This is a genomic window from Streptomyces sp. NPDC017943 (assembly GCF_044328425.1).
Taxonomy (GTDB): Bacteria; Actinomycetota; Actinomycetes; order Streptomycetales; family Streptomycetaceae; genus Streptomyces; species Streptomyces djakartensis_A.
The window spans coordinates 744177-768126 of the sequence record NZ_JBIRHH010000003.1; the positions used below are offsets into that span (position 1 = coordinate 744177).

22 protein-coding genes and 1 riboswitch are annotated in these 23950 nt (G+C 73.4%); of the genes, 18 read left to right on the forward strand and 4 right to left on the reverse strand.

Annotated features, from left to right (window positions below):
• Positions 1-28: 28 nt before the first annotated feature.
• Both ACH4C6_RS12835 and ACH4C6_RS12840 read left to right on the forward strand, forming a co-directional pair.
• Positions 29-1021, forward strand: coding sequence for an ABC transporter permease (locus ACH4C6_RS12835; protein WP_398108588.1), 993 nt, complete (start codon positions 29-31; stop codon positions 1019-1021).
• 920 nt (positions 1022-1941) lie between these two features.
• Positions 1942-2154: riboswitch (cyclic di-AMP (ydaO/yuaA leader) on the forward strand.
• A 3-nt stretch (positions 2155-2157) separates the two neighbouring features.
• Complete coding sequence (locus ACH4C6_RS12840; protein ID WP_333929876.1) at positions 2158-2631, forward strand: C40 family peptidase; 474 nt, start codon at positions 2158-2160, stop codon at positions 2629-2631.
• A 461-nt stretch (positions 2632-3092) separates the two neighbouring features.
• On the opposite strand, the gene ACH4C6_RS12845 is transcribed toward ACH4C6_RS12840, so the two are convergent.
• Complete coding sequence (locus tag ACH4C6_RS12845; RefSeq protein ID WP_398108589.1) at positions 3093-3551, reverse strand: ATP-binding protein; 459 nt, start codon at positions 3549-3551, stop codon at positions 3093-3095.
• 214 nt (positions 3552-3765) lie between these two features.
• On the opposite strand from ACH4C6_RS12845, the gene ACH4C6_RS12850 reads away from it, so the two are divergent.
• Complete coding sequence (locus tag ACH4C6_RS12850; RefSeq protein WP_398108590.1) at positions 3766-4626, forward strand: helix-turn-helix domain-containing protein; 861 nt, start codon at positions 3766-3768, stop codon at positions 4624-4626.
• Positions 4627-4635: 9 nt separating this feature from the next.
• Positions 4636-4866, forward strand: coding sequence for a DUF397 domain-containing protein (locus ACH4C6_RS12855; protein WP_398108591.1), 231 nt, complete (start codon positions 4636-4638; stop codon positions 4864-4866).
• Positions 4867-4994: 128 nt separating this feature from the next.
• Here the strand turns inward: ACH4C6_RS12855 and ACH4C6_RS12860 are convergent, their stop codons facing one another.
• Positions 4995-6122 carry an 8-amino-7-oxononanoate synthase gene (locus tag ACH4C6_RS12860; RefSeq protein WP_398108592.1) on the reverse strand — a complete coding sequence of 376 codons (1128 nt, stop codon included), beginning with the start codon at positions 6120-6122 and terminating at the stop codon, positions 4995-4997.
• A gap of 150 nt (positions 6123-6272) precedes the next feature.
• Between ACH4C6_RS12860 and bioB the strand changes: the two genes are divergently transcribed.
• The 13 genes from bioB to mug all read left to right on the forward strand — a co-directional run bounded on the left by bioB (position 6273) and on the right by mug (position 21097).
• Positions 6273-7556, forward strand: coding sequence for a biotin synthase BioB (gene bioB / locus ACH4C6_RS12865; protein ID WP_398108593.1), 1284 nt, complete (start codon positions 6273-6275; stop codon positions 7554-7556).
• Positions 7549-8829, forward strand: a complete 1281-nt coding sequence (locus tag ACH4C6_RS12870) for an adenosylmethionine--8-amino-7-oxononanoate transaminase (RefSeq protein WP_398108594.1) — start codon at positions 7549-7551, stop codon at positions 8827-8829. Before bioB ends, ACH4C6_RS12870 begins: the two co-directional genes overlap by 8 nt.
• 1 nt (position 8830) lies before the next feature.
• Complete coding sequence (gene bioD / locus ACH4C6_RS12875; protein ID WP_398108595.1) at positions 8831-9556, forward strand: dethiobiotin synthase; 726 nt, start codon at positions 8831-8833, stop codon at positions 9554-9556.
• 209 nt (positions 9557-9765) lie between these two features.
• The gene (bla, locus tag ACH4C6_RS12880) at positions 9766-10650 is read left to right on the forward strand and encodes a class A beta-lactamase (protein WP_398108725.1); all 885 of its coding nucleotides are present in this window, start codon (positions 9766-9768) and stop codon (positions 10648-10650) included.
• Between the two features lie 93 nt (positions 10651-10743).
• Positions 10744-11418 carry a class I SAM-dependent methyltransferase gene (locus ACH4C6_RS12885; protein WP_398108596.1) on the forward strand — a complete coding sequence of 225 codons (675 nt, stop codon included), beginning with the start codon at positions 10744-10746 and terminating at the stop codon, positions 11416-11418.
• Positions 11419-11648: 230 nt separating this feature from the next.
• Positions 11649-12464, forward strand: coding sequence for an ABC transporter ATP-binding protein (locus tag ACH4C6_RS12890; RefSeq protein WP_398108597.1), 816 nt, complete (start codon positions 11649-11651; stop codon positions 12462-12464).
• Between the two features lie 4 nt (positions 12465-12468).
• On the forward strand, positions 12469-15036 hold the full coding sequence (locus tag ACH4C6_RS12895; protein ID WP_398108598.1) for an ABC transporter permease: 2568 nt from the start codon (positions 12469-12471) through the stop codon (positions 15034-15036).
• A 103-nt stretch (positions 15037-15139) separates the two neighbouring features.
• Positions 15140-15574, forward strand: a complete 435-nt coding sequence (locus ACH4C6_RS12900) for a GNAT family N-acetyltransferase (protein WP_398108599.1) — start codon at positions 15140-15142, stop codon at positions 15572-15574.
• A 141-nt stretch (positions 15575-15715) separates the two neighbouring features.
• Positions 15716-17053: a hemolysin family protein gene (locus tag ACH4C6_RS12905; protein ID WP_398108600.1), complete on the forward strand. Its 1338-nt coding sequence runs from the start codon at positions 15716-15718 to the stop codon at positions 17051-17053.
• A complete protein-coding gene (locus ACH4C6_RS12910) occupies positions 17050-18063 on the forward strand; it encodes a hemolysin family protein (RefSeq protein WP_398108601.1) in 1014 nt (337 codons plus the stop codon). Before ACH4C6_RS12905 ends, ACH4C6_RS12910 begins: the two co-directional genes overlap by 4 nt.
• Positions 18064-18159: 96 nt before the next feature.
• A complete protein-coding gene (locus ACH4C6_RS12915) occupies positions 18160-18939 on the forward strand; it encodes an SGNH/GDSL hydrolase family protein (protein WP_398108602.1) in 780 nt (259 codons plus the stop codon).
• Positions 18940-19068: 129 nt separating this feature from the next.
• The gene (gene purB / locus ACH4C6_RS12920) at positions 19069-20511 is read left to right on the forward strand and encodes an adenylosuccinate lyase (protein ID WP_398108603.1); all 1443 of its coding nucleotides are present in this window, start codon (positions 19069-19071) and stop codon (positions 20509-20511) included.
• A 13-nt stretch (positions 20512-20524) separates the two neighbouring features.
• A complete protein-coding gene (mug, locus tag ACH4C6_RS12925; RefSeq protein WP_398108604.1) occupies positions 20525-21097 on the forward strand; it encodes a G/U mismatch-specific DNA glycosylase in 573 nt (190 codons plus the stop codon).
• Here mug and ACH4C6_RS12930 read toward each other — a convergent pair.
• Positions 21075-21506: a hypothetical protein gene (locus ACH4C6_RS12930; RefSeq protein ID WP_398108605.1), complete on the reverse strand. Its 432-nt coding sequence runs from the start codon at positions 21504-21506 to the stop codon at positions 21075-21077. The two genes, mug and ACH4C6_RS12930, sit on opposite strands and share 23 nt — an antisense overlap.
• Positions 21507-21844: 338 nt before the next feature.
• On the opposite strand from ACH4C6_RS12930, the gene ACH4C6_RS12935 reads away from it, so the two are divergent.
• On the forward strand, positions 21845-23002 hold the full coding sequence (locus tag ACH4C6_RS12935) for an ROK family transcriptional regulator (RefSeq protein ID WP_398108606.1): 1158 nt from the start codon (positions 21845-21847) through the stop codon (positions 23000-23002).
• Positions 23003-23041: 39 nt separating this feature from the next.
• On the opposite strand, the gene ACH4C6_RS12940 is transcribed toward ACH4C6_RS12935, so the two are convergent.
• Positions 23042-23803, reverse strand: coding sequence for a GntR family transcriptional regulator (locus ACH4C6_RS12940; RefSeq protein ID WP_398108607.1), 762 nt, complete (start codon positions 23801-23803; stop codon positions 23042-23044).
• Positions 23804-23950: the final 147 nt, after the last annotated feature.

Consider the following 23950-nt stretch of genomic DNA (forward strand, 5'->3'; position numbering starts at 1 on the left):
TCCAGACCTCTCCCTCCAGGAGACCCTCATGTCCTCCCGAGCCCGCCCGCTGATCGCGGTCGTCGTCCTCGTGCCCGTCGTCGCCGCCCTGGCCCTGTGGGCCTTTGCCTGGCCGGCCTCCCGCACGGCCCCCCGCGACCTGCCGCTGGGCGTCGCCGGACCGCCCGCCGCGGCGGCCCAGGCCGAACGGCAGCTCCAGCAGCACGAGGGAGCTTTCGAGATCCACCGCTACGCCGACGAGGCAGCCGCCCTCGACGCCATCGAGGGCCGGAGCGTCTACGGCGCGATCGTGGTGACGCCCCAGGGGCCCGAGCTGCTCACGGCCTCCGCGGCCGGGCCGGCCGTCGCCCAGTTCCTGCAACAGGCCGTGGCCCGGCAGTCCTCCGCCGAGGGCACCCCCGTGCGGACGGTCGACGTGGTGCCCACCCCGGCGAGCGATCCCCGCGGCGCGGTGCTGAACGCCGCCGTGCTCCCGCTCGCCCTGGCCGGGATCGCGGCCGGCGCGGCGGTCACTTTGCTGGGGCTGCGCGGCGTCCGCGCCGTGACGGCACTGCTCGCGGTGTCCGCCGCGGTGGGTGCGGTCGCCGCCGGGATCGCGGACAGCTGGCTCGGCGCCCTCGCCGGCGACTGGTGGGTGGAAGCCTCGGCGCTCGGTCTGTCCACCCTGGCCGTCGGTGCGGCCGTCGCGGGTCTCGCCGCCCTGATCGGCCCCGCCGGCACAGGACTCGGGGCGGCCCTGGTGATGCTGCTGGGCAACCCCTTCTCCGGAGCCACCTCGGCCCCGCAGATGCTCCCGGAGCCGGCCGGGGCGATCGGCCAGTGGCTGCCGCCGGGCGCGGGTACGTCGCTGCTGCGCTCGGTGTCCTACTTCGACGGCGCCGCGGCGACCGGGCCGGTGCTCACCCTGGCCTGGTGGGCGGCGCTGGGACTGGGGGCCGTCCTGCTCGGCAGCACCCTGCGCGCCCGCAAGAAGGACGGCGCCCCCGCCGAGGACCGGCGCGACCTCGCGACGGTCGGCTGACCGCAGGCGACGGCCGTCGCCGGACGACGGCACCCGGACGACCGTGCATCCCCGCTGTAGCGGACGGGGGTGCACGGTCCTGCCGTGCTCCTGCGGAGTCCGGCACCGGGCCCTGCGGGGGTTCTTGCGGGGGCGCGACGAACCTCGCCGGGGAAGGGCCGCCCGCGACCGCAGGTACCGATGCGGCCCACAACCCCGGCGTGCCGGCACGCCGTGCTCCCGGCGCGCTCCTGGTGCTCCGTCAGCCGGGCCGGCCGAGCGGGCGAGCGGCAGAGCCGGTGAGCGGGCGGCCGGTGATCCCTTGGTGCGGGTGGAGGAGCCGACCCGGTCGAGGGAGGGCGAGGGCGGGCGAGGGAGGGCCGGGCGGGAACCGGCCCCCGCGGCTCGGGGAAGGCCGAGCTGATCGGTCGTTACCTCGGCGTCGTCGACCTCCTCGGACGGGCCAACTCGGCGTGTCGCGCTCACCCTGATGCACCAACGGGGGAAGACGGAATCGCGTGCCGCCACGCCGGACCGCGTCCCGACGCGCTCGGGACGGCGAGCCGCGCACCGCCCGCGTCACCCTTCCGCCGCGGTCCGCCAGTTGAGGGGGGTGCACCACCCGGAACACGCCGACCGGCGGAACGTCCGACTCCGAGTCGAAACCGACCAAATGGCGTACCCCTGTTCGGAGTAGACACGCGTCCGGACTTCGGGTGGCTGAAGTTGCGCAACGGGCCTGGCCGCAGGGCGGAATTGGACATTCCCTCCCTGGTCGGACCGTCCACGGTGGGGTGGACGGCGGCTCGAACACAGACGTGTCCACCCGAACGGGTGAGTGGTGAGTAACAACACAAATCCTCGGTTCCGTTGGGATTTCGGGACAGCCATGAGTCAAGATCCCTGACTGACGACAAGCCCCCGCCACAGCGGCGGGGCGATCCGGGCGGACGCCGAGTCCTGCCGCCGCCCGGATGACCGGTCGACAGGAGTGGATCGGCAGGAGTGGAGGACCCAAGCACGACGGGTCGCCGGGACGGTCACGCCATGACCGGGTCCGAGCAGCCCTTGGGGTGAAGCCGCGTCAGCGGCCGGGCAACTTCGCCAGCCCGAATCCGACAGGTCATCCTTCACAGGCGGCTGACGAAGGGTTGCGCATGACTGCGCTCAATCGTGTCCCGTCGCTCATGGCCCGTGCCGGTACGGCCTCGGCTCTCACCATCGCCGCCGTCGGCGGCTCGATAGTGGCGCCCGGCTTCTCGTCCGAGGCCGCGGCAGCCACCCCGGCGACCAAGGCACTCCAGATCGCGGCCTCGAAGAAGGGATCGCCGTACAAGTACGGGGCCACCGGTCCGCACCGGTTCGACTGCTCCGGGCTGACGCTGTACTCGTTCAAGAAGGCGGGCAAGAAGCTGCCGCGCACGGCCGCCCAGCAGTACAACAAGACGCGCCACATCTCCGCCAAGAGCCGTAAGGCCGGGGACCTGGTCTTCTTCCACTCGGGCAAGAACGTGTACCACGTCGGTATCTACGCGGGTAAGAACAAGCTGTGGCACTCCCCCAAGACCGGGGACGTGGTGCGACTGCAGAAGATCTGGACCAAGAGTGTCTGGTACGGGCGCGTGAAGTGACCGCCCGGCGTGCGGCGGCGTCCTGACGCGCCGCCGCACGCCGCGGGCGTGAAGGCGGCTCGGACGGTTACCCGTGAGGTCACCCAGACGGACGTGCAGATTCTTTTCGCCTTCCTGCCGTCACTGGCCTTCACCTCGCGCTTTCGCCTTCAGCACCTCGGCCCTGCTGGTGGTGGACGTGACCACGGGCCGCAAGGCCGGGATCGCGGCGGGTGGGGCCACCTTCGTGGTCTGCGCCGGCCTGAGGGCTGCTGCCGCGGCTGGTGCGCCGGGCCGGGCCGCCGCGGCGGTGCCCGCGCCCGAGCGGCGCGCGGTGACGCAGCCGCCTCGGCAGCCCGGCTCCCTCAGAGCGCGCACGGAGGCCCCGGCAAGGCGTCGCCGAGCGCGACGGGGTCCCGGGGGCCGCCCGGGGGGCCGAGCGAAGGGTGATCGGGCGCCGTCCGCGGAGGTCCGTCGGAGTTCTAGGGTTCCTGAGGGCCCCGGGACGGTACCGGCTGGGCCGGGATGGTCCAGGGCAGTTCGATCGTGATGGTCTTGCCGCCCTCCCGGGTCGGCCGGATGCGCAGCTTGCCGCCGCATTCCGCGGTCAGCCACCGGATGATGACCAGGCCGCGCCCGTTGTCCTGCTGGACCGCGGCGGGCAGGCGCCTGGGAAGGCGCGGATGGCTGTCCGTGACGCCGATGCGCAGGTGCTCGTCACGGTCGAGCACGACGTCCACCGTGAACGTGGGCGACTGACCGAAGGTGTGCTGGACGGCATTGGTGGCCAGTTCGGAGATGATCAGCCGGACGGTGTCGGACACCTCCGTGTCGGCCGGCAGGCCCCACTCCGCCAGCGTGCCCACCACGTAGGCGCGCGCCGCGGGGACCGAGGCGGGATCGCTCGGCAGAGTGACGGATGCTTCCAGATGGTCTGCCATGGCGACGTCGTCCCTTTCCCACGGCACCGTGGTCCGACACCACGCGGATGGTTCGAGTACGGTCCCGGACTGGTGCTTCCGTCGCCAGAGTGCCACCAGAACACCCCCGAAGGACGGCGATCCACCAAGATATGCATATATCTGTCGCCCGAAGCGGTGAACTCTGCGACGCGAGACCGTATATGGGTGGTCCGGAAGGAGTAAGGAGAAGCACATGCAGCACGGTCCCGCGGTGCGCCGCCGGAAACTCGGCGCCGAACTGCGTGCCCTGCGCACGTCGGCGGGGCTGACCAGCGGTGAGGCGGCCCGGCTGGTGGGCTGGCACCAGTCCAAGGTCAGCCGGATCGAGACCGGCACGAGCGGGGTGAAACCGGCCGACGTGCGGTTACTGCTCGACGCCTACGGCGTGGCCGATTCCCAACTGCGCGAGCTGCTGGCGGTGTTGGCGGGTTCGGACGACGGCGGCGGGCGGCACCACTGGTGGCACGCCTACCGCGGTGTGCTGCCCCCGACCTACCGCGACTTCATCAGCCTGGAGTCCCAGGCCACCGCGATGCGCACGCTGGAGACCACCGTCGTCCCCGGCCTGCTCCAGACGCCCGAGTACGCCCGTGCGGTGACCAGGGCGGCGGTGGGGAACGTGCCGGAGGACCGGCTCGACACCCTCGTGGAGGTGCGCCTCGCCCGGCAGGACGTGCTGCGCGCAGATCCGCCGCTGGAGTTGAGCGCCGTCCTGGACGAGGCGGTGCTGCGCCGGGAGGTGGGCGGCCCGGGGGTCATGGCCCGGCAACGGGAGCGGCTGGTGGAGGCGGCGCGGCTGCCCCACGTACGGCTTCAGGTTCTGCCGTTCGCCGCCGGTGCGCACATCGGGGTGACCGGACCTTTCGTTATCTTGTCATTTTCGAGCACTTCTGATCTGGACGTGGTTGTTCTCGACCACTTGACGAGTAGCCTCTACCTCGAACGGAAAGAAGACCTCCGGGCCTACACGGAGGCCTTCAACTCCCTTTTGATCCACGCCCTTTCGCCCGAGGATTCGTTGGATTTCATCGCCGGGACATCCACCGGCGCATAAGGAGGCACCATGCGTGCACTGCCTCGTCATGTCCCCTCGAGCCGCGCACTGCACGGTGTGCGGTGGCTGCGCAGCAGCTACAGCACCGGCGCGAACAACTGCGTCGAGACCGCGCGTCCGGACGCTCCGCCGTGGGCCGGACTGCTCGCCGTGCGCGACTCCAAGACCCCGGACGGGCCCGCGCTGTTCTTCTCACCGCGGAGCTGGGCGGGGTTCACCGCCGGCCTGGACCGTCTGTGAAGCCCGTCTGTGAAGCTCTTTTGATCAGCCGCTTCAGGCGCTGCGTCAGCTGCCTCAGCCGCTGAAGAGGCCCGTCTCCCGTCCGATCAGTCCGTCATCGTGCCGACGCACGGCCGTGTCACGCCGACTCATGGTCGCGTCTCGCCGATCACTCGTACAGCGCGTTCGATCTGTTCACCGGTCAAGTCCGCGCGAGCGGTCAGCCTGAGCCGGGAGATGCCGTCGGGCACGGAAGGAGGACGGAAACAGCCCACGGCCAGGCCCGCCGCGCGGCATTCGGCCGCCCAGCGCACCGCGTCCTCGGCCGAGGGCGCCCGCACCGAGACCACCGCGGCGTCGGGGCGTACCGCCTCCAGACCCGCGGCGCTCAGGCGTGCGTGCAGGTCACCCGCCACCGCCCGGGCCCGGGCGGCCCGTTCGGGCTCGCGGCGCAGCAGCCGCAGCGCCGACAGGGCCGCCCCGGCCGCGGCGGGGGCCAGGCCCGTGTCGAAGATGAACGTCCGCGCCGCGTTGACGAGATGGTCGACGACCCGCGCGGGACCCAGGACGGCTCCGCCCTGGCTGCCGAGCGACTTCGAGAGGGTGACCGTCGTGACGACGTCCTCGGCGCCCGCGAGACCCGCCGCGTGGGGCGCACCCCGGCCGCCCTCCCCCAGGACGCCCAGGCCGTGGGCGTCGTCGACGACGAGTCCGGCGCCGTGCTCGCGGCAGACGCGGGCCAGTTCCGTGAGCGGGGCGGCGTCGCCGTCGACCGAGAAGACGGTGTCGGAGACGGCGATCGCGGGTCCGTCGTGTGTCCTCAGTGCCTTGCGCACCGCCTCCGGTTCGGCGTGCGCGGCGACCTGGGTCGCGCCGCGGGCCAGCCGGCAGCCGTCGATGAGCGAGGCGTGGTTGCCGGCGTCGGAGACGATCAGCGAGCCGTGCGGGGCCAGCGCGGTGACGGCGGCGAGGTTCGCGGCGTATCCCGAGGAGAAGACCAGAGCCGCCTCGTAGCCGCAGAAATCGGCCAGTTCGCCTTCCAGCTCGGCGTGCAGTTCGGTGGTGCCGGTGACGAGCCGGGAGCCGGTGGCGCCGCCGCCCCAGACCCGGGCCGCCCGGGCCGCCCCCTCGGCCACCTCGGGGTGGTGGGCCAGTCCGAGGTAGTCGTTGCTCGCGAGATCGAGGAGGGGCGAATCGGCCGGGCGGGGGCGCAGCGTCCGGACGAGTCCGGCGCTGCGGCGCCGCTGCGCCTGCTCGTCGAGCCAGCCGAACGCCATGGGTGGTCCTCCGCGGGTTTTGTAGGCAGTGCACAGACACTAGCGGGACGACCAGCGGGTCACAGTGTGGCAATACCCACACGTCGAAGCCGATTGCTTGTGTGAAGTCTCCTTGGCCCGAAGCGGGTCCGTAGGACAGGATCGGCTCTCATGGACCTGCTGAACACGCTGGTGGACAAGGGGCTTCGGCGCGAGACGCCGACCCGTGACGAGGCACTGGCCGTCCTTCGGACGTCCGACGACGACCTCCTCGATGTGGTGGCCGCGGCCGGGAAGGTGCGCCGGCACTGGTTCGGCCGACGGGTGAAACTCAACTATCTCGTCAACCTGAAGTCGGGCCTGTGCCCGGAGGACTGCTCGTACTGTTCGCAGCGGCTCGGCTCCACGGCCGGGATCCTGAAGTACAGCTGGCTCAAGCCGGATCAGGCGTCCGACGCGGCGGCGGCCGGGGTGGCCGGAGGCGCCAAGCGGGTGTGCCTGGTGGCCAGCGGACGGGGCCCGACCGACCGCGACGTGGACCGGGTCTCCGACACGATCAAGGCGATCAAGGAGAACAACGAGGGCGTCGAGGTGTGCGCCTGCCTGGGGCTGCTCTCCGACGGCCAGGCGGAGCGGCTGCGCGAGGCGGGAGCGGACGCCTACAACCACAACCTCAACACGTCCGAGGCGACGTACGGGGACATCACCAGCACGCACACCTACGCCGACCGCGTCGACACGGTGAACAAGGCGCACGCGGCGGGGCTGTCCGCCTGCTCGGGGCTGATCGCCGGCATGGGCGAGACGGACGAGGACCTGGTCGACGTCGTCTTCTCGCTGCGCGAACTGGACCCCGACTCCGTTCCGGTCAACTTTCTGATCCCCTTCGAGGGCACCCCGCTCGCCAAGGAATGGAACCTCACCCCGCAGCGGTGTCTCCGGATCCTCGCGATGACGCGGTTCGTCTGCCCCGACGTGGAGGTCCGGATCGCGGGCGGGCGCGAGGTGCATCTGCGCACCATGCAGCCGCTCGCCCTGCACCTGGCCAACTCGATCTTCCTGGGCGACTACCTCACCAGTGAGGGCCAGGCCGGAAAGGCCGACCTGGAGATGATCGCGGACGCCGGGTTCGAGGTGGAGGGCACCGACCAGGTCACCCTGCCCGAGCACCGGGCCGGCGGCGGCTGCGGCAGCGGTGGCGGCGGCTGCGGTACCGAGGCGGCCGAGGGCGTGGGCGCGTGCGGTTCCGGTGGGGCCGAGGGAGCGGGCGTGTGCGGTTCCGCGCCCGCCTCCGAGCCCGCGTCCACCAACGAGCCCGCGTCCACCACCGAGGCCGCGTCCCCCTCCGGGACCGCGCCCGCTCCTCCTTCGGAGCCCGCTCCCGCCGGTCCCCGTACGGACCTGGTCGCCGTGCGCCGCCGGGGTGCCGGGACGGATCTCGCACCCAATGCCTGAGCTGACGGTCCCCGAGCTGCTGGAGCTCGACCGGCGGCACGTCTGGCACCCGTACGGCCCCATGCCGGGGCGGCAGGAGCCCCTCGCCGTGGAGTCCGCGAGCGGGGTGCGGCTGCGGCTGGCCGACGGCTCGGGCGAGCTGGTCGACGGGATGTCCTCCTGGTGGTCGGCGATCCACGGGTACAACCACCCGGTGCTGAACGAGGCCGCCCGCGAGCAGCTCGGGCGGATGAGCCACGTGATGTTCGGCGGGCTGACCCACGAGCCCGCCGTCCGCCTGGCGAAGCACCTTGTCGACATGTCGCCGGAGGGGCTGGAGCACGTCTTCCTCGCCGACTCCGGGTCGGTGTCGGTCGAGGTGGCGGTCAAGATGTGCCTCCAGTACTGGCGTTCCTTGGGCCGCCCCGGCAAGCGGCGGCTGCTGACCTGGCGCGGCGGCTACCACGGGGACACCTGGCAGCCGATGTCGGTGTGCGACCCCGAGGGCGGGATGCACGAGCTGTGGGCCGGGGTGCTCCCGCGCCAGGTGTTCGCCGACCCGCCTCCGGCGGAGTTCGAGGAGACCTACGCCGAGCACCTGCGCTCGCTGATCGCCGAGCACGCCGACGAGCTGGCCGCGGTGATCGTCGAGCCGGTGGTGCAGGGCGCGGGCGGCATGCGGTTCCACTCCCCCGCCTATCTGCGGGTGCTGCGCGAGGCGTGCGACGCGCACGACGTGCTGCTGGTGTTCGACGAGATCGCGACCGGATTCGGCCGTACCGGCGCGCTGTTCGCGGCGGGGCACGCGGCGGTCACGCCCGATGTGATGTGTGTGGGCAAGGCGCTGACCGGCGGCTATCTGACGATGGCGGCGACGCTGTGCACCGGGCGGGTGGCCGACGGCATCTCGCGCGGCGAGGTGCCGGTGCTCGCGCACGGCCCGACCTTCATGGGCAACCCGCTCGCCGCCTCGGTGGCCTGCGCCTCGATCGAGCTGCTGCTCGGGCAGGACTGGCTCGCGGAGGTCAAGCGGATCGAGTCGGGACTGCGCGACGGGCTCGCCGCGGCCGCCGAGTTCCCGGGCGTCGCGGACGTACGGGTCCTGGGCGCCATCGGCGTGGTCCAGCTGGACCACGCCGTGGACATGCGGGCGGCCACGGCGGCGGCCGTGCGCGAGGGTGTGTGGCTGCGGCCGTTCCGCGATCTGATCTACACGATGCCGCCGTACGTCACGGGCGACGCGGACCTGGCGCGGATCGCGCGGGCGGTGTGCGCGGCGGCGCGGGAGGGATGACATGCCGGTACTGATGATCACGGGTACGGGCACGGAGGTCGGCAAGACCGTCGTGACAGCCGCCGTCGCCGCGGCGGCGCTGGCGGCCGGACGTACGGTGGCCGTGCTGAAGGCCGCGCAGACCGGCGTGCTGCCGGACGAGCCCGGGGACGCGGCGGAGGTGGCCCGGCTGGCGGGTCCGGTGACGACGGCCGAACTGGCTCGCTACCCCGAGCCGTTGGCCCCCGCCACCGCCGCACGCCGGGCCGGCCGGGCTCCGGTGCGGCCGCACGAGGTCGCGGAGGCGGCCGCCAAGCTGGCCACCGAGCACGACCTGGTGCTGGTGGAGGGCGCAGGCGGGCTGCTGGTCCGGTTCGACGCGGCCGGCGGCACGCTGGCGGACGCGGCCGGGCTGCTGTCGGCGCCGGTGCTGGTCGTGGTGCAGGCGGGCCTGGGCACCCTCAACACCACGGAGCTGACGGCGCGTGAGCTGCGGCGGCGCCGCCTGGACCTGGCGGGAATGGTGATCGGGAGCTGGCCCGCCGAGCCGGACCTCGCCGCGCGCTGCAATCTCGCGGACCTTCCGGACGTGGCCGGGGCGCCCCTGCTCGGTGCGGTCCCGGCCGGGTCGGGGAGCCTGTCCCCCGCCGAGTTCCGGTCGTCGGCGCCGGGATGGCTGGCGCCGCGTCTGGACGGCACCTGGGACGCGGAGGCGTTCCACACACGGGAGGCTCCCCGGGAGGTGTGAGCGATCCGGTGGCCGGGACGGCAAGCGGCCACCGGGGGGCGCGAGCGTCGCGTGGGCATGGCGGTGAAACCGCGCACGGGCGTGATCGCGTGGTGAACCACACAGGCGATCACCTCCGCACCTCCCACCCTCCGCTCCTCCCACCCACCGCTCCTGCGCTCTTTCGCTCCTCCGAAAGGACCACCGTGACCACCGTGCGCACCACACCTCTGCTCCCGTCCCGGCGTACCGCCCTCACCCTGGGTGCGGCCGCCGCCCTCGCGCTGGGCGGGGGAACGGCCCGCGCCGCGACCGGCTCCGGCGGCGTCACCGCGCGGCTGAGGCAGTTGGAGCGGGAGCACACCGCCCGACTGGGGGTGTACGGCCGGAACCTGCGCACGGGCCGCACGGTCGTGCACCGGGCCGACGAACGCTTCCCGATGGCCTCGCTGTTCAAGACGCTGGCCGCGGCGGCCGTCCTGCGCGACCTCGACCGCGACGGCACGTTCCTGGCCCGGCGCATCCACTACACCCAGGACTACGTCACGCGGTCCGGCTACTCCCCGATCACCGAGCAGCACGTCGCCACCGGGATGACCGTCGGCGAACTGTGCGACGCCACCCTCCGGTTCAGCGACAACACGGCAGGCAACCTGCTGCTGAAGGAGCTGGGAGGACCGGCAGCCGTGACGCGTTTCGCCCGGTCGGTCGGTGACCGCGTCACGCGGCTGGACCGCTGGGAGCCCGAACTCAACTCGGCCGAGCCCTGGCGCGAGACCGACACGACCTCCCCGCGAGCCATCGGCCTCACCTACGCGCGTCTGGTGCTCGGGGACGCGCTCGACCCGTGCGACCGGGCGCGGCTGACGGACTGGATGCTGCGCAACACCACCAGCGGCGAGAAGTTCCGCAAGGCGCTGCCCGCCGACTGGCTGATCGCCGACAAGACCGGCGGCGGGCGCTACGGCGGCAACAACGACGTGGGCGTCGTGTGGCCGCCGGACGGATCGCCGATCGTCCTGTCGGTCCTCACCACCCAGCCCGAGGAGGACGCCCCTGCGGACAATCCGCTGGTGGCCCGGGCGGCCGAGTTGGTGGCGGCAGAACTCGCCTGAGCGGGCGGCTCCCCCGGCCGCCACGAAGAGGGGTGCGCCCAGTCCGTCCGGGGGAGAATTCGGGTGAGGCCCGCTCCACGAGGGAGGTCCCCCATGCCGCTCCGGTCCGGCCGGGTGCCGCGGGACGTCGTGCACCACCCGCTGTTCGCCCGGTGCTACGCCCGGGTCAGTGTCCGCGCGGAGACCAGCCTGGGCATGGGCCGGGTCCGCGAGCGGCTGCTCGGCGGACTGTCCGGGCGGGTGATCGAGATCGGCGCGGGCAACGGCCTGAATTTCGCGCACTACCCGGGCACGGTCGCGGAGGTGGTGGCCGTCGAGCCGGAGCGACGGCTGCGGCGGCTGGCCGTGGAGGCGGCGCTGCGTGCCGAGGTGCCGGTGGACGTGGTGCCGGGGGCGGCGGAGGCCCTGCCGGTCAAGAGCGAGGGGTTCGACGCGGCCGTGGTGTCGCTGGTGCTGTGCAGCGTGCGCGACGTGCCCCGGGCGCTCGGGGAGCTGCGGCGGGTGCTGCGGCCGGGCGGTGAGCTGCGGTTCCTCGAGCACGGCCGCGGTGGCGGCCGGGCGATGGTCTGCGCGCAGCACGCCCTGGACCGGACGGTGTGGCCGCTGGTCAGCGGCGGCTGCCACGTGGCGCGGGAGCCGGTGCGGGCGCTGCGGGAGGCCGGCTTCGAACTGGGCCCCTACCGACAGCTTCTGATGCCGGAGCAGGGTCCGGTGCTGCCCACGTCGTACTGCGTCCTGGGCACGGCCTGGCGCCCGGCTGACCGCTGACCGCCTACCGCCTACGGCGACGGCCGACGGCCGACGGCTGACGGGCGACGGGCGATGGGCGACGGGCACCTGGTGGCGGCCGGCATGCGGGAGCCCGCGCGCCCGTGAGGTCGCGAGCCCGCGAGGTCGCGCGCGACGAAAGGACGCGTGCGGGCCCTCGGGTGTTTCGGGTGTGGGGCGGGTCACATTACCCTCGGCGGGGACGTGCCCGTGTCACCGGAGGAGGCGCCGTGTCCACACCTGCTGCCGAGCACGCTCCCGGCCTCGCGCCGGCCGACGGGATCGCAGCCCGCGCCCGCGACCTGACCAAGGCATACGGCTCCGGCGAGACGGCCGTGCTGGCGCTGGACTCGGTGGACGTGGACATCGTCCGCGGCCGGTTCACCGCGGTCATGGGTCCCTCGGGCTCGGGCAAGTCCACGCTGATGCACTGCCTGGCCGGGCTCGACACGGTCTCGGCCGGCCAGGTCTGGCTCGGCGACACGGAGATCACCGGGCTGAAGGAGCGTGACCTCACGCGGCTGCGCCGGGACCGCATCGGGTTCATGTTCCAGTCGTTCAACCTCATCCCCACCCTGAACGCGCGCGAGAACATCACCCTGCCCATGGACATCGCGGGCAAGAAGGCCGACGAGGAGTGGCTGGACCGGGTGATCGACACCCTCGGCCTGCGCGACCGGCTGCGGCACCGGCCGGCCCAGCTCTCGGGCGGGCAGCAGCAGCGCGTGGCGTGTGCGCGGGCCCTGGCGTCCCGGCCGGAGCTGATCTTCGCGGACGAACCGACGGGCAACCTCGACTCCCGGGCCGGCCTGGAGGTGCTGGGGTTCCTGCGGGAGGCGGTGGACCGGCTGGGGCAGACCGTCGTCATGGTGACCCACGACCCGGGGGCCGCCGCCCACGCGGACCTCGTGCTCTTCCTCGGTGACGGCCGGATCGTGGACGAGATGCCCCGGCCCACGGCGGACGCCGTGCTGGAGCGGATGAAGCAGTTCGACGTGATCCGCTCCCGGTCCGGGGACGGCCCGGCGACGGGTGCGGAGAACTGACACCGTGCTCAAGGCGACCCTGAGGAGCTTCCTGGCCCACAAGGGGCGGCTGCTGCTCTCGGCGCTCGCCGTCGTGCTGTCCGTCGCATTCGTCGTGGGCAGCCTGATCTTCTCGGACACCGTCAGCCACACCTTCGACCGCCTGTTCGCCTCCACCGCGGCCGATGTCACGGTCAGCCCGCAGGAGGACCTCGACGAGGCGGTGCCCTCGGGGCGGACGGCCACCCTGCCGGCGTCGCTCGCCGCACGCGTGCGCCGGATCGACGGGGTCGCCGCGGCCCGGGCCGACGTCGAGGTCTCCGGCCTCACGGTCGTCGACCGCGAGAGGCGAGCGGTGAGCCCGACCACGGGCGCGCCCGCGCTGGGCAACGCCTGGAACCCGGGCGAGCACAGCCGGGTGGAACTGGCCTCCGGCCACGCCCCGCGCGGTCCCGGCCAGGTGCTGGTGGACGAGGAGACAGCGCGCCGCAAGCACGTGCGCGTCGGCGACACCCTCACCGTGATCGCGCCCCCGGGTTCGTTCGAGGCCCGGGTGGTCGGGATCGCCGGTTTCACCACCGCCAACGCCGGTGCCGCCCTGTTCTACTTCGACACCCCGACCGCGCAGACGAGGCTGCTGGGGCGGCCGGGACTCGCGACGAGCATCTCCGTCGACGCGGCGGCCGGAGTCGGCGACGAGCAGCTCGAGCAGCGGGTCGTCGCCGCGCTCGGCTCGCGGGGCTACGACATCAGGACGGCCGGGGAGCAGGCGAAGTCCGACGTCCAGAAGCTGGGCGGGTTCCTCGACGTCATCAAGTACGTGATGCTGGGCTTCGCCGGGGTGGCCGTCCTGGTGGGCGTCTTCCTGATCGTCAACACCTTCAGCATGCTCATCGCCCAGCGCACCCGGGAGCTGGGGCTGCTGCGGGCCCTGGGGGCCGACCGGCGCCAGGTCCGCCGGTCCGTGCTCACCGAGGCGCTGCTGCTCGGCCTGGCCGGCTCCACGGCGGGGCTCGCCGCGGGCATCGGGCTCGCGGCCGGCCTGATCGCGCTGATGGGGCTGCTGGGCACGAGCATCGGCGCCGGTGAGATGCAGATCGGCTGGGTGACGCCGGTGTCGGCGTACGTCGTGGGCCTCGCGGTCACCTTCGTCGCCGCGTACCTGCCGGCGCGCCGGGCCGCGAACGTCTCGCCGATGGCGGCGCTGTCGGACGCCGAGGTCGCCGGCGTGGGCCGGCCGCTGCGGGTGCGGGCGGTCGCGGGCGCCCTGGTCGGGGCGGCCGGGGCGGCGGCGCTCGCGGGCTGTGCGGTGGCGGACCGGACGGCGCCGGCGGCGTCGCTGCTGGGCCTGGGGGTGGTGCTGAGCCTGATCGCGACCGTGATCGCCGGGCCGCTGCTGGTCCGCCCGGTGATTCGCGTGCTGGGCGGCGCGTTCCCCGCCCTGTTCGGTCCGATCGGCCGGATGAGCCAGCGCAACGCCCTGCGCAATCCCCGGCGCACCGGTGCCACGGCGGCCGCCCTGATGGTGGGTCTCGCCCTGGTCGGCGGGATGTCGGTGGCCAGCGAGTCGATGACGGCCTCGTTCGACCGGCAGATCGACAGGACGCTGGGGGCCGACTTCGTCGTGCAGAACACCAACTTCCTGCCGTTCCCGAGGGAGGTCACCGACGCCGTGCGGGGCACGGAGGGCGTCGGCCTGGTGGTGCGCGGGCGGTTCGCCCCGGTCGCGGTGCGGCTCCCCGACGGCGACCGCGTGGAGACCACGGCGGCGGGCTACGACCCCCGGCTCGACGAGGTCGCCGACATCACCTACACCCAGGGCGACTCGGCCACCGCGCTCGCCCCCGGCCACCTGGCCATGGACCGTGACTTCGCCCGCGAGCACGGCGTACGGGCCGGCAGCACCCTGCCGGTGGAGTTCCAGGGCGGGCGCCGGGCGGAGCTGACGGTCGGCGCGCTCACGGTCCAGGACACCGCCGAGGGCTTCGGCACGCAGGGCGGGCTCTACTTCGGCCTCGGCACGCTCCAGCGGTACGCCCCGGGCGGCCAGGACTCCGCGCTGTACGTCAACGCCGCCCCGGGCACCGGCGACGACGAGCTGCGCGCGAACCTGGAGGAGGTCCTCGACCCCTATCCCCAGGTGCAGGTGCGCGACCTGGCCGACTACAAGCAGCTGGTCCGCGACCAGATCGCCGTGCTGCTGTACCTCGTGTACGCGCTGCTGGGGCTGGCGATCATCATCGCGGTGCTGGGGGTGGTCAACACGCTGGCCCTGTCGGTCGTCGAGCGCACCCGGGAGATCGGGCTGCTGCGGGCGATCGGGCTGGCCCGCCGCCAACTGCGGCGCATGATCCGGCTGGAGTCGGTGGTGATCGCGGTGTTCGGTGCCGTGCTGGGTCTGGCGCTGGGGCTGGTGTGGGGCGTGTGCACCCACGAGGTGCTGGCCCTGCAGGGCATGACGGCCCTCGCGATCCCGTGGCTCACGGTCGTGGCGGTGGTGGCCGGTTCGGCGGTGATCGGCGTGGTGGCGGCCCTGCTGCCGGCCCTGCGCGCCTCGCGGATGAACGTCCTGGCCGCGATCGCGCACGACTGACCGGCGGCGTGCCGGTGGCGTGACCGTGCCGGGACCGGAGGGAGGGCTGTCCGCATCGTGGAACCGTCTGTCCGCGAGGGCCGTCCCTGGTGTGATCGTCGGCATGGACGACGTGCGCATCAGGGCAGCGACCCCGGACGACCTCGACTCGGTCCTGGCCTTCTGGAAGGTCGCCGCCGAGGGGACGAGCATCAGTGACGACCGCCAGGGCGTGGAGCGTCTCCTGGCACGCGACCCCGGGGCGCTGCTCCTGGCCGAGAGCGGTGGCGACACGGCCGGCACGGTGATCGCGGGCTTCGACGGCTGGCGGTGCCACCTGTACCGGCTGGCCGTGCATCCCGGCCACCGCCGCCGGGGCGTGGCGAGGGCGCTGCTCGCCGCCGCCGAGGAACGGTTCGCGGCGCTCGGCGGGCGGCGGGCCGACGCGATGGTGCTGACCCGCAACGGGACCGCGCAGCGCGCGTGGGAGGCCGCCGGCTACGCGGCCGAGGAGCAGTGGCGGCGCTGGGTGAAGCCCCTCACCGACGCGTCCGTCTGAACACCTCCGAAGGACTTTGCACATCCTTTACTCTTGTCGGGCCACTCGGTTCTGCATGAAAGGTCGTGAGCGTCCGCCCATGGGCGATCCTCCCCGCGCGTACCCCGCCGTCCTGGAGAACCATGGAACGGGGGTGAACCGATGACCGAAGTGCTCCTGCTCCTCGCGGCCATCCTGCTGTCGCTGGCCTGCGGCGCCTTCGTGGCCGCCGAGTTCTCCCTGACCACGGTCGAGCGCGCCGAACTGGAGCGGGCCGTGGAGCGCGGCGAGCGCGGCGCTCAGGGCGCGCTGAAGGCCGTACGGAACCTGACCTTCCAGCTGTCGGGGGCCCAGCTGGGCATCACCGTCACGAACCTGGTGGTCGGCATGCTCGCCGAGCCGTCCATCGCCGCCCTGATCGCCGGGCCGCTGGAGGACCTCGGCGTCTCCCGGTCGGCCTCGCGCAGCGTGGCGCTGGTCATCGGCACGGCCCTGTCGACGGTGTTCCTGATGGTGGTGGGCGAACTGGTGCCCAAGAACTGGGCGATCTCCTCGCCGCTGGCGGTGGCCAAGACGGTCGGCAACGCCCAGCGCGGGTTCAGCGCCGTGTTCCGGCCGTTCATCACCCACCTGAACAACACCGCGAACTGGGTCGTGCGGCGCATCGGCGTGGAGCCCGCCGAGGAGCTGGCCTCGGCGCGCGGGCCGCAGGAACTGGCGGCCCTCGCCCGGCACTCCGCCAAGGAGGGTGTCCTGGAGCCGGACACCGCCGAGCTGTTCGTGCGGACCCTGAACCTCGCCGACCTGACCGCCGAGAACGTGATGACGCCGCGGGTGCAGGTCGTCGCGCTGGAGGTGCAGGCGACCCTGGAGGACGTGGCGAACGCGACCCGCGCCACCGGACTGTCCCGCTTCCCGGTCTACCGGGGCACCCTCGACTCGGTCGTCGGCACGGCCCACGTCAAGGACGTGCTGGCGGTGCCCGCGGAGCGCCGCACCCGGATCCACGTCTCCGAGCTGATGCGCGAGCCGCTGCTGGTGCCGGAGAGCCTCACCGTCGACCGGCTGCTGGACCGGCTCTCCGGCAGGCGCACGATGGCCGTGGTGATCGACGAGTACGGCGGCACGGCGGGCGTGGCGACGCTGGAGGACATCGTCGAGGAGGTCGTCGGCGAGGTGCGCGACGAGCACGACCCGCACGAGACGCCGGACCTCGCCCCCGCCGGGACGGACGAGGGCGGCCACGCCCTGTACGCGGCCGACGGCGCCGCCCGCGTGGACCATCTCCAGCGCGTCGGCCTGCGCGCACCGGAGGGACCGTACGAGACGCTGGCCGGACTGGTGGCCGCCACCCTGGGGCGGATACCGGCCCCCGGTGACACGCTCGAGGTCGCGGGCTGGCGGCTGGAGGTCCTCGACGCCACCGGCCGCCGGGCGGCCCGGGTCATGCTGCGCGCACCCCTGGACGAGAAGCCCGAGGAGAAGGGGGCGGAGCTGTGACCGCCGTGCAGTTGCTGATCGGTCTGGCGACGCTCGTCGTCAACGCGTTCTTCGTCGGGGCCGAGTTCGCGCTGATCTCGGTGCGCCGCAGCCAGATCGAGCCGCACGCCGACCAGGGCGACCGGCGCGCCAAGAGCGTGCTGTGGGGCCTGGAGCACGTGTCCGCGCTGATGGCGGCCGCGCAGCTGGGCATCACGCTGTGCACGCTGGTGCTGGGCGTGGTCGCCGAGCCGGCGATCGCGCACCTGCTGGAGCCGGTGTTCCACGCGGTCGGCGTCCCGGAGGGGGCGGGGCACGCGGTGTCCTTCGTGATCGCGCTGGCCCTGGCGACGTATCTGCACATGCTGCTCGGCGAGATGGTGCCGAAGAACATCGCCCTCGCCGAGCCGGTGCGCAGCGCGCTCGCGCTCGGTCCGCCCCTGGTGGCGCTGTCCCGGGCGCTGCGCCCGGTGATCTTCACGGTGAACGCCTTCGCGAACGCGCTGCTGAAGCTGTTGCGGGTGGAGGCCCGCGAGGAGGTCGCGGCCTCCTACTCGGATGCGGAGATCGCGCAGATCGTGAAGGACTCCGGCGAGGCGGGGCTCATCGACGACCGCGCCCAGGAGCGGTTGCGCGACGCGCTGGAACTGGGGCGGCGGCCGGTGCGCGACGTGGTGATGCCGCTGGAGCGCGTGGTGTACGCGAGCGTGGGCATCACGCCCGAGGGGCTGGAGCGGCTGTCGGCCGAGTCCGGGTTCTCCCGGTTCCCGGTGGTGGACGAGGGGCGGCGGATCGTGGGCTACCTGCACGTGAAGGACGCCCTGGAGGCGGTGGGGCGGGACGTGCCGTTCCGGTTGCGGGACATGCGGTCCATCGCGCGGGTCCGGGAGGCGACCCCCATGGACGACGTCCTGACGGCCATGCGGGGCAGCCGGACGCACCTCGCGGCCGTCCTCGGCGCCGACGGAAGGCTGGCGGGGCTGGTGACGATGGAGGACGTGCTGCGGGAGCTGTTCGGGCAGCGGGCGTGACGGGACGGCCCCGGGTGCCGTGAGGGGGCCGGTGCGGGGCCCGGACGGAGGCCGACCGACTGCTGGGTATGTGCACGGGATACCCTTTCCGTCGCCATGCAGACGAACCCCACCTACAGCAGCCTGGTCGCCCTCGGCGACTCCTTCACCGAGGGCATGTCGGACCTGATGCCCGACGGCACCTACCGGGGCTGGGCCGACCTGCTCGCCGCCCGGATGGCGACCCGCACACCCGGCTTCCGGTACGCCAACCTGGCGGTGCGCGGCAAGCTGATCCGGCAGATCGTCGAGGAGCAGGTGGACGTCGCGGCCGCCATGCAGGCCGACGTCGTGACCCTGGTCGGCGGCCTCAACGACACCCTGCGGCCCAAGTGCGACATGGGCCGGGTGCGCGGGCTGCTGGAGGAGGCCGTGGAGAAGCTGGCCCCCTCCTGCAAGCAGCTCGTGCTGATGCGCAGCCCGGGCCGGCAGGGGCCCGTACTGGAGCGGTTCCGCCCGCGCATGGAGGAGCTGTTCGCCTGCGTCGACGACCTGGCCGCGCGGCACGGCGCGCTCGTCGTCGACCTGTACGGCGCGCCCTCGCTGAGCGATCCGCGCCTGTGGGACGTGGACCGGCTGCACCTGACGGCCGAGGGCCACCGCCGGGTCGCGGAGGCCGTGTGGCAGGCGCTGGGCCACGACCCGGAGGACGCCGACTGGCACACGCCGATGCCGGCCACGCTGCCGCCGGGCTGGATCACGCGCCGGGTCACGGACGTGCGCTTCGCGCGCCAGCACCTGCTCCCCTGGATCGGCCGCCGCCTCACGGGGCGCTCCTCGGGCGACGGTCTGCCCCCGAAGCGGCCGGACCTGCTGCCGTTCGAGGAACTGGCCTAGGACCTGTCGTCCGGACCGCGCAGGACCGGCCGCCGCCGCACGGCCGAGTGCTGTGGCGCGGATCTCGTAGGTTCCGACGAAGCCACCCGTGGCGCTGGCCTGCACGAATCGCCAGTAGAATCCGTCCACGTGACTTCCGCTCCCGCCAAGCCCCGCATCCCGAACGTCCTCGCCGGACGCTACGCCTCGGCCGAGCTCGCCACGCTCTGGTCGCCCGAGCAGAAGGTGAGGCTGGAGCGGCAGCTCTGGCTCGCCGTGCTGCGCGCCCAGAAGGACCTCGGGATCGAGGTGCCGGACGCGGCGCTCGCCGACTACGAGCGGGTGCTCGACACCGTCGACCTGGCCTCCATCGCCGAGCGCGAGAAGGTCACCCGGCACGACGTGAAGGCGCGGATCGAGGAGTTCAACGACCTCGCCGGGCACGAGCACGTGCACAAGGGCATGACCTCCCGCGACCTGACCGAGAACGTCGAGCAGTTGCAGATCCGGCTCTCCCTGGAGCTGGTCCGCGACCGCACGGTGGCCGTCCTGGCCCGCCTGGGCAAGCTGGCCGGCGAGTACGGCGAGCTGGTCATGGCCGGCCGCTCGCACAACGTGGCCGCGCAGGCCACCACCCTCGGCAAGCGCTTCGCGACCGCGGCCGACGAGCTGCTCGTCGCGTACGGCCGGGTCGAGGAACTCCTCGGGCGCTACCCGCTGCGCGGCATCAAGGGCCCGGTCGGCACCGCCCAGGACATGCTGGACCTGCTGGGCGGGGACGCCGCGAAGCTCGCCGAGCTGGAGCAGCGCATCGCCGCGCACCTGGGCTTCTCGCAGGCGTTCACCTCGGTCGGCCAGGTCTACCCGCGCTCCCTGGACTACGAGGTCGTCACCGCGCTGGTGCAGCTGGCGGCGGCGCCGTCCTCGCTGGCGAAGACGATCCGGCTGATGGCCGGGCACGAGCTGGTCACCGAGGGCTTCAAGCCCGGCCAGGTCGGCTCCTCGGCGATGCCGCACAAGATGAACACCCGCTCCTGCGAGCGCGTCAACGGCCTGATGGTGATCCTGCGCGGCTACGCCTCGATGACCGGCGAGCTGGCGGGCGACCAGTGGAACGAGGGCGACGTGTCCTGCTCGGTGGTGCGCCGGGTGGCGCTGCCGGACGCGTTCTTCGCGCTGGACGGCCTGCTGGAGACGTTCCTGACCGTGCTGGACGAGTTCGGCGCGTTCCCGGCGGTCGTCGCCCGGGAGCTGGACCGCTACCTGCCGTTCCTCGCCACGACCAAGGTGCTCATGGGCGCCGTGCGCGCGGGCGTGGGCCGGGAGCTCGCCCACGAGGCGATCAAGGAGAACGCCGTGGCCTCCGCGCTCGCGATGCGGGAGCAGGGCGCCGAGCGCAACGAGCTGCTCGACAAGCTGGCCGCCGACGAACGCATCCCGCTGGACCGCGAGCGGCTGGACGCCCTGATGGCGGACAAGCTGTCCTTCACCGGCGCCGCGGGCGACCAGGTCGCCACCGTCGTCGCCCGGGTCGAGGAGATCGTCAAGCAGCACCCGCGGGCCGCCGGCTACACCCCCGGCGCGATCCTGTGACGCGCCGCCGCTGATGCCGCGTCTCACCCCCGAGGAACTTCAGGCCGCCCGCGACCGCGTCGTGCCCGACGTGGTCGCGGAAGGCCTGCACGTGCTGTTCTGCGGGATCAACCCGGGCCTGATGACCGCCGCGACGGGCCACCACTTCGCCCGTCCCGGCAACCGGTTCTGGCCCGCGCTGCACCGCTCCGGCTTCACGCCGAGGCTGCTGAAGCCGTCCGAGCAGGGGGAGTTGCCCACGTACGGGCTCGGCATCACCAACGTCGTGGCGCGGGCGTCCGCCCGGGCCGACGAGCTGAGCGCCGAGGAGTACCGGGAGGGCGGGCGGCTGCTCGCCCGGAAGGTGGAGCGGCTGCGGCCGCGCTGGCTGGCCGTGGTGGGCGTGACCGCGTACCGCGCGGCGTTCGACGACCGCAAGGCCCGGGTGGGACCCCAGTCGCTCCTGATCGGCGATACGCGCGTGTGGGTGCTGCCCAATCCGAGCGGGCTGAACGCGCACTGGACGCTGGAGACGATGGCGCGGGAGTTCGCCCTGCTGCGGGAGGCCGCCGAACTCCCGGACGCTACGGGGGATCCGTCTCCGTGACGAGCGCGAGCAGCCGGACCGCGTCCGCCGGGTCGCGATCGGCGACCGCCACGGCGACCCAGCGGCCGGTGCCCCCCACCTGCCACAGGTGGGCCACGCTCGCCCGCTGACTCAGCTCGGCCCAGGGCCGGGGTATCTCCTCGCGCTCGGTGCGGAGCAGGACGGTGAGCAGGTTGTACGGGTCCGCGTCGCCCCAGCGGGAGGCCAGCACCTCGTGGACGGCGTCGCGGTCCTTCTCGAACCGGTCGACCGTCTCCGCCCGCAGCGCCGGATCGTCCTCCTCCGCCGTCGCCAGCACCGCCGTGTGGTGACCGGGTCCCGACACGCCGACGTCCGACGGGCCGTGCTCCGCCGGAAAGGGGCGGTGGCACAGCTCGTCGACGACGGCGATGTGCCGTGCGATGTCCATGGCTCCAGTAAACCCGCCACCACTGACAGTTGGCGGTGCGTCAACCGGCCGGCCCGCCGTCCGCCGCCGAACCGGCCGGTTCGGCCGGTGACTTCCCGCCCGGACCGGAACCGGCCGGTGGTCCGGGTGAACGGCTGCGACCATGACCCGCATGACCCGCATGATCCGTATGACCGGCCTGACCCGCATGCGGGACCGCACGCAGGCGGTGATCGCCGCCCACGAGTCGGGGTTCGTCGCGCCGGGCTGACGGACCCGTCCTGGTGCCCGGCCCTCGCCGGGGCGGGCCGGGGCAAGTACGATCCGGCCAACACGCGCACGACCTGGGAGGACGGACGGTGGGGCGGCTGACCGGCGGGGATCCCTCGCTGCTGCGCAGGATCAACTCCGCGGTGGTGCTGCACGCGTTGCGTGCCACGGACTGCGCGACGCTGACCGAGATCACCCGGGTGACGGGGCTGTCCAGGCCGACCGTCGAGGGTGTCGTGGAGGGCCTGATCGAGGCCGGGCTCGTCGTGGAGAAGGCTGCGGAGGAGGGCGCCGCGCGGCGGCAGGGACGGCCCGCGCGGCGGTTCCGGTTCCGGGCGGAGGCCGGGCACCTGCTCGGGCTGGAGATCGGCGCACGCCGGGTGGCGGCGCTGCTGGCGGACCTGGACGGCCGGGTGATCGGCTCCCAGGCGCGGGACGTGCCCGAGACCGCGGGGGCCGACGAGCGGCTGGAGCGGCTGCGGGGCGCGGTCGCCGAGCTGCTGCGCCGGGCCGGGGTGGCCCGCGGCTCGCTGCGGGCGGTGGGGGTGGCGACGCCCGGGATCGTCGACGCGGACGGCACGGTGCGGCTGGGCACGGCGCTGCCGGGGTGGACGGGCCTGCGGCTGGGCGAACGGCTGAGCCGGTCCTTCAAGTGCCCGGTGCTGGTCGAGAACGACGCGAACGCGGCGGCCGTGGCCGAGCACTGGAAGGGCGCGGCGGCCGAGACGGACGACGTGGTGTTCGTGCTGGCCGGTCTCAGCCCGGGCGCCGGTTCCCTGATCGGGGGACGGCTGCACCGCGGCTACGGCGGGGCCGCCGGGGAGATCGGCGCACTGCACCTGCTGGGCCGGGAGGTGACCCCCGAGACGCTGCTGTCGACCACCGACGAGCCGCTGCCCCCGCTGGACGAGCAGGCGGTCGCCGGGGTCTTCGCCCAGGCCCGCGAGGGGGACCAGCGGGCCCGGGCGGCCGTCGACCGCTACCTTCAGCGCCTGGTCCACGACGTGGCGGCCCTGGTCCTGGCCCTCGATCCCGAGCTGGTCGTGATCGGCGGCTGGGCGGCGGGCCTGGACGGTGTGCTGGACCCCCTGCGCCGGGAACTGGCCCGGTACTGCCTGCGTCCGCCGCAGGTGACCCTGTCCCGGCTCGGTGACGCGGCGGTGGCGACGGGAGCGCTGCGGCTCGCCCTGGACCATGTGGAGGAGCAGCTGTTCAGCGTGGAGGGCACGACCACGCCGCGCCGCTGAGGGCCCGGGGCCGGACGGGCCGGACCCGGGGGTGCGGCGTCAGCTGGCCTGGCGCTGCGGGCCGTCGTGGATCTCCACGCGCCCCGCGTCGCCGAAGGTCAGCCGGCAGGTGTCCGCCCGGTACGTCGCGACGGACAGCGCGGCCGTGCGCCCCGCCGTGACGAACCGCGTCGTCACCACCAGCACGGGCGCTCCGGGCAGCCGGTCCAGCTCGCGGGCGTCGTCGGCCCCGGCCGAACCGAGCTCCACCGCGTTCTCCTGCCGGTCCAGCTCCAGGCGCTGCAGCTCGCGCAGCACCGCTCGCGCGCGTGCGGTGCCCGAGGGCGCGTCGATGCCGGAGAGCTCGGGCACCGAGGCCCGGGGGATGTAGAGCAGTTCGGCCGCGACCGGGCGGCCGTGGGAGACGCGGAAACGGCGCACGACGTGCACCTGCTCGTCGTCACGGGTCTCCAGCGTCCCGGCGATCGCGGCGGGCGGTACGGCGGCCGTGCAGTCCACCGGCTGCCAGGCGTCCTCGGGGCCGCCGGGCCAGGTGTGCGGGCCGGTGCCGAGGGAGACGCCCATGCGGGGTGGCGCGACCGTCGTGCCGACACCGCGGCGGCGCTGCAACCGGCCTTCCAGTTCCAGCTGCTCCAGGGCCTGGCGGAGCGTGGCGCGGGCGACGCCGAAACGGGCGGCGAGATCGCGCTCGTTGGGCAGGATCTCCCCCACCGCGAACTCCGAGTCGAGGGCTTGGCTGAGCACGGTCTTGAGGTGCCAGTACTTCGGCTCCGGCACCGGTTCCAACTGCGTGGTCCCCACCCTGTCCTCCGCAATCGCCGTGGTCGGCTTCGTTTAAGCGCCCTTGTTTATTAAAGGTTGTTGCACTTATCTGCGACCATAGGGCGGCCCTGATGCTTGGTCAAGACCAATGCCGGGAACGTTCACGGCGCGTTGACACAGGGCGCG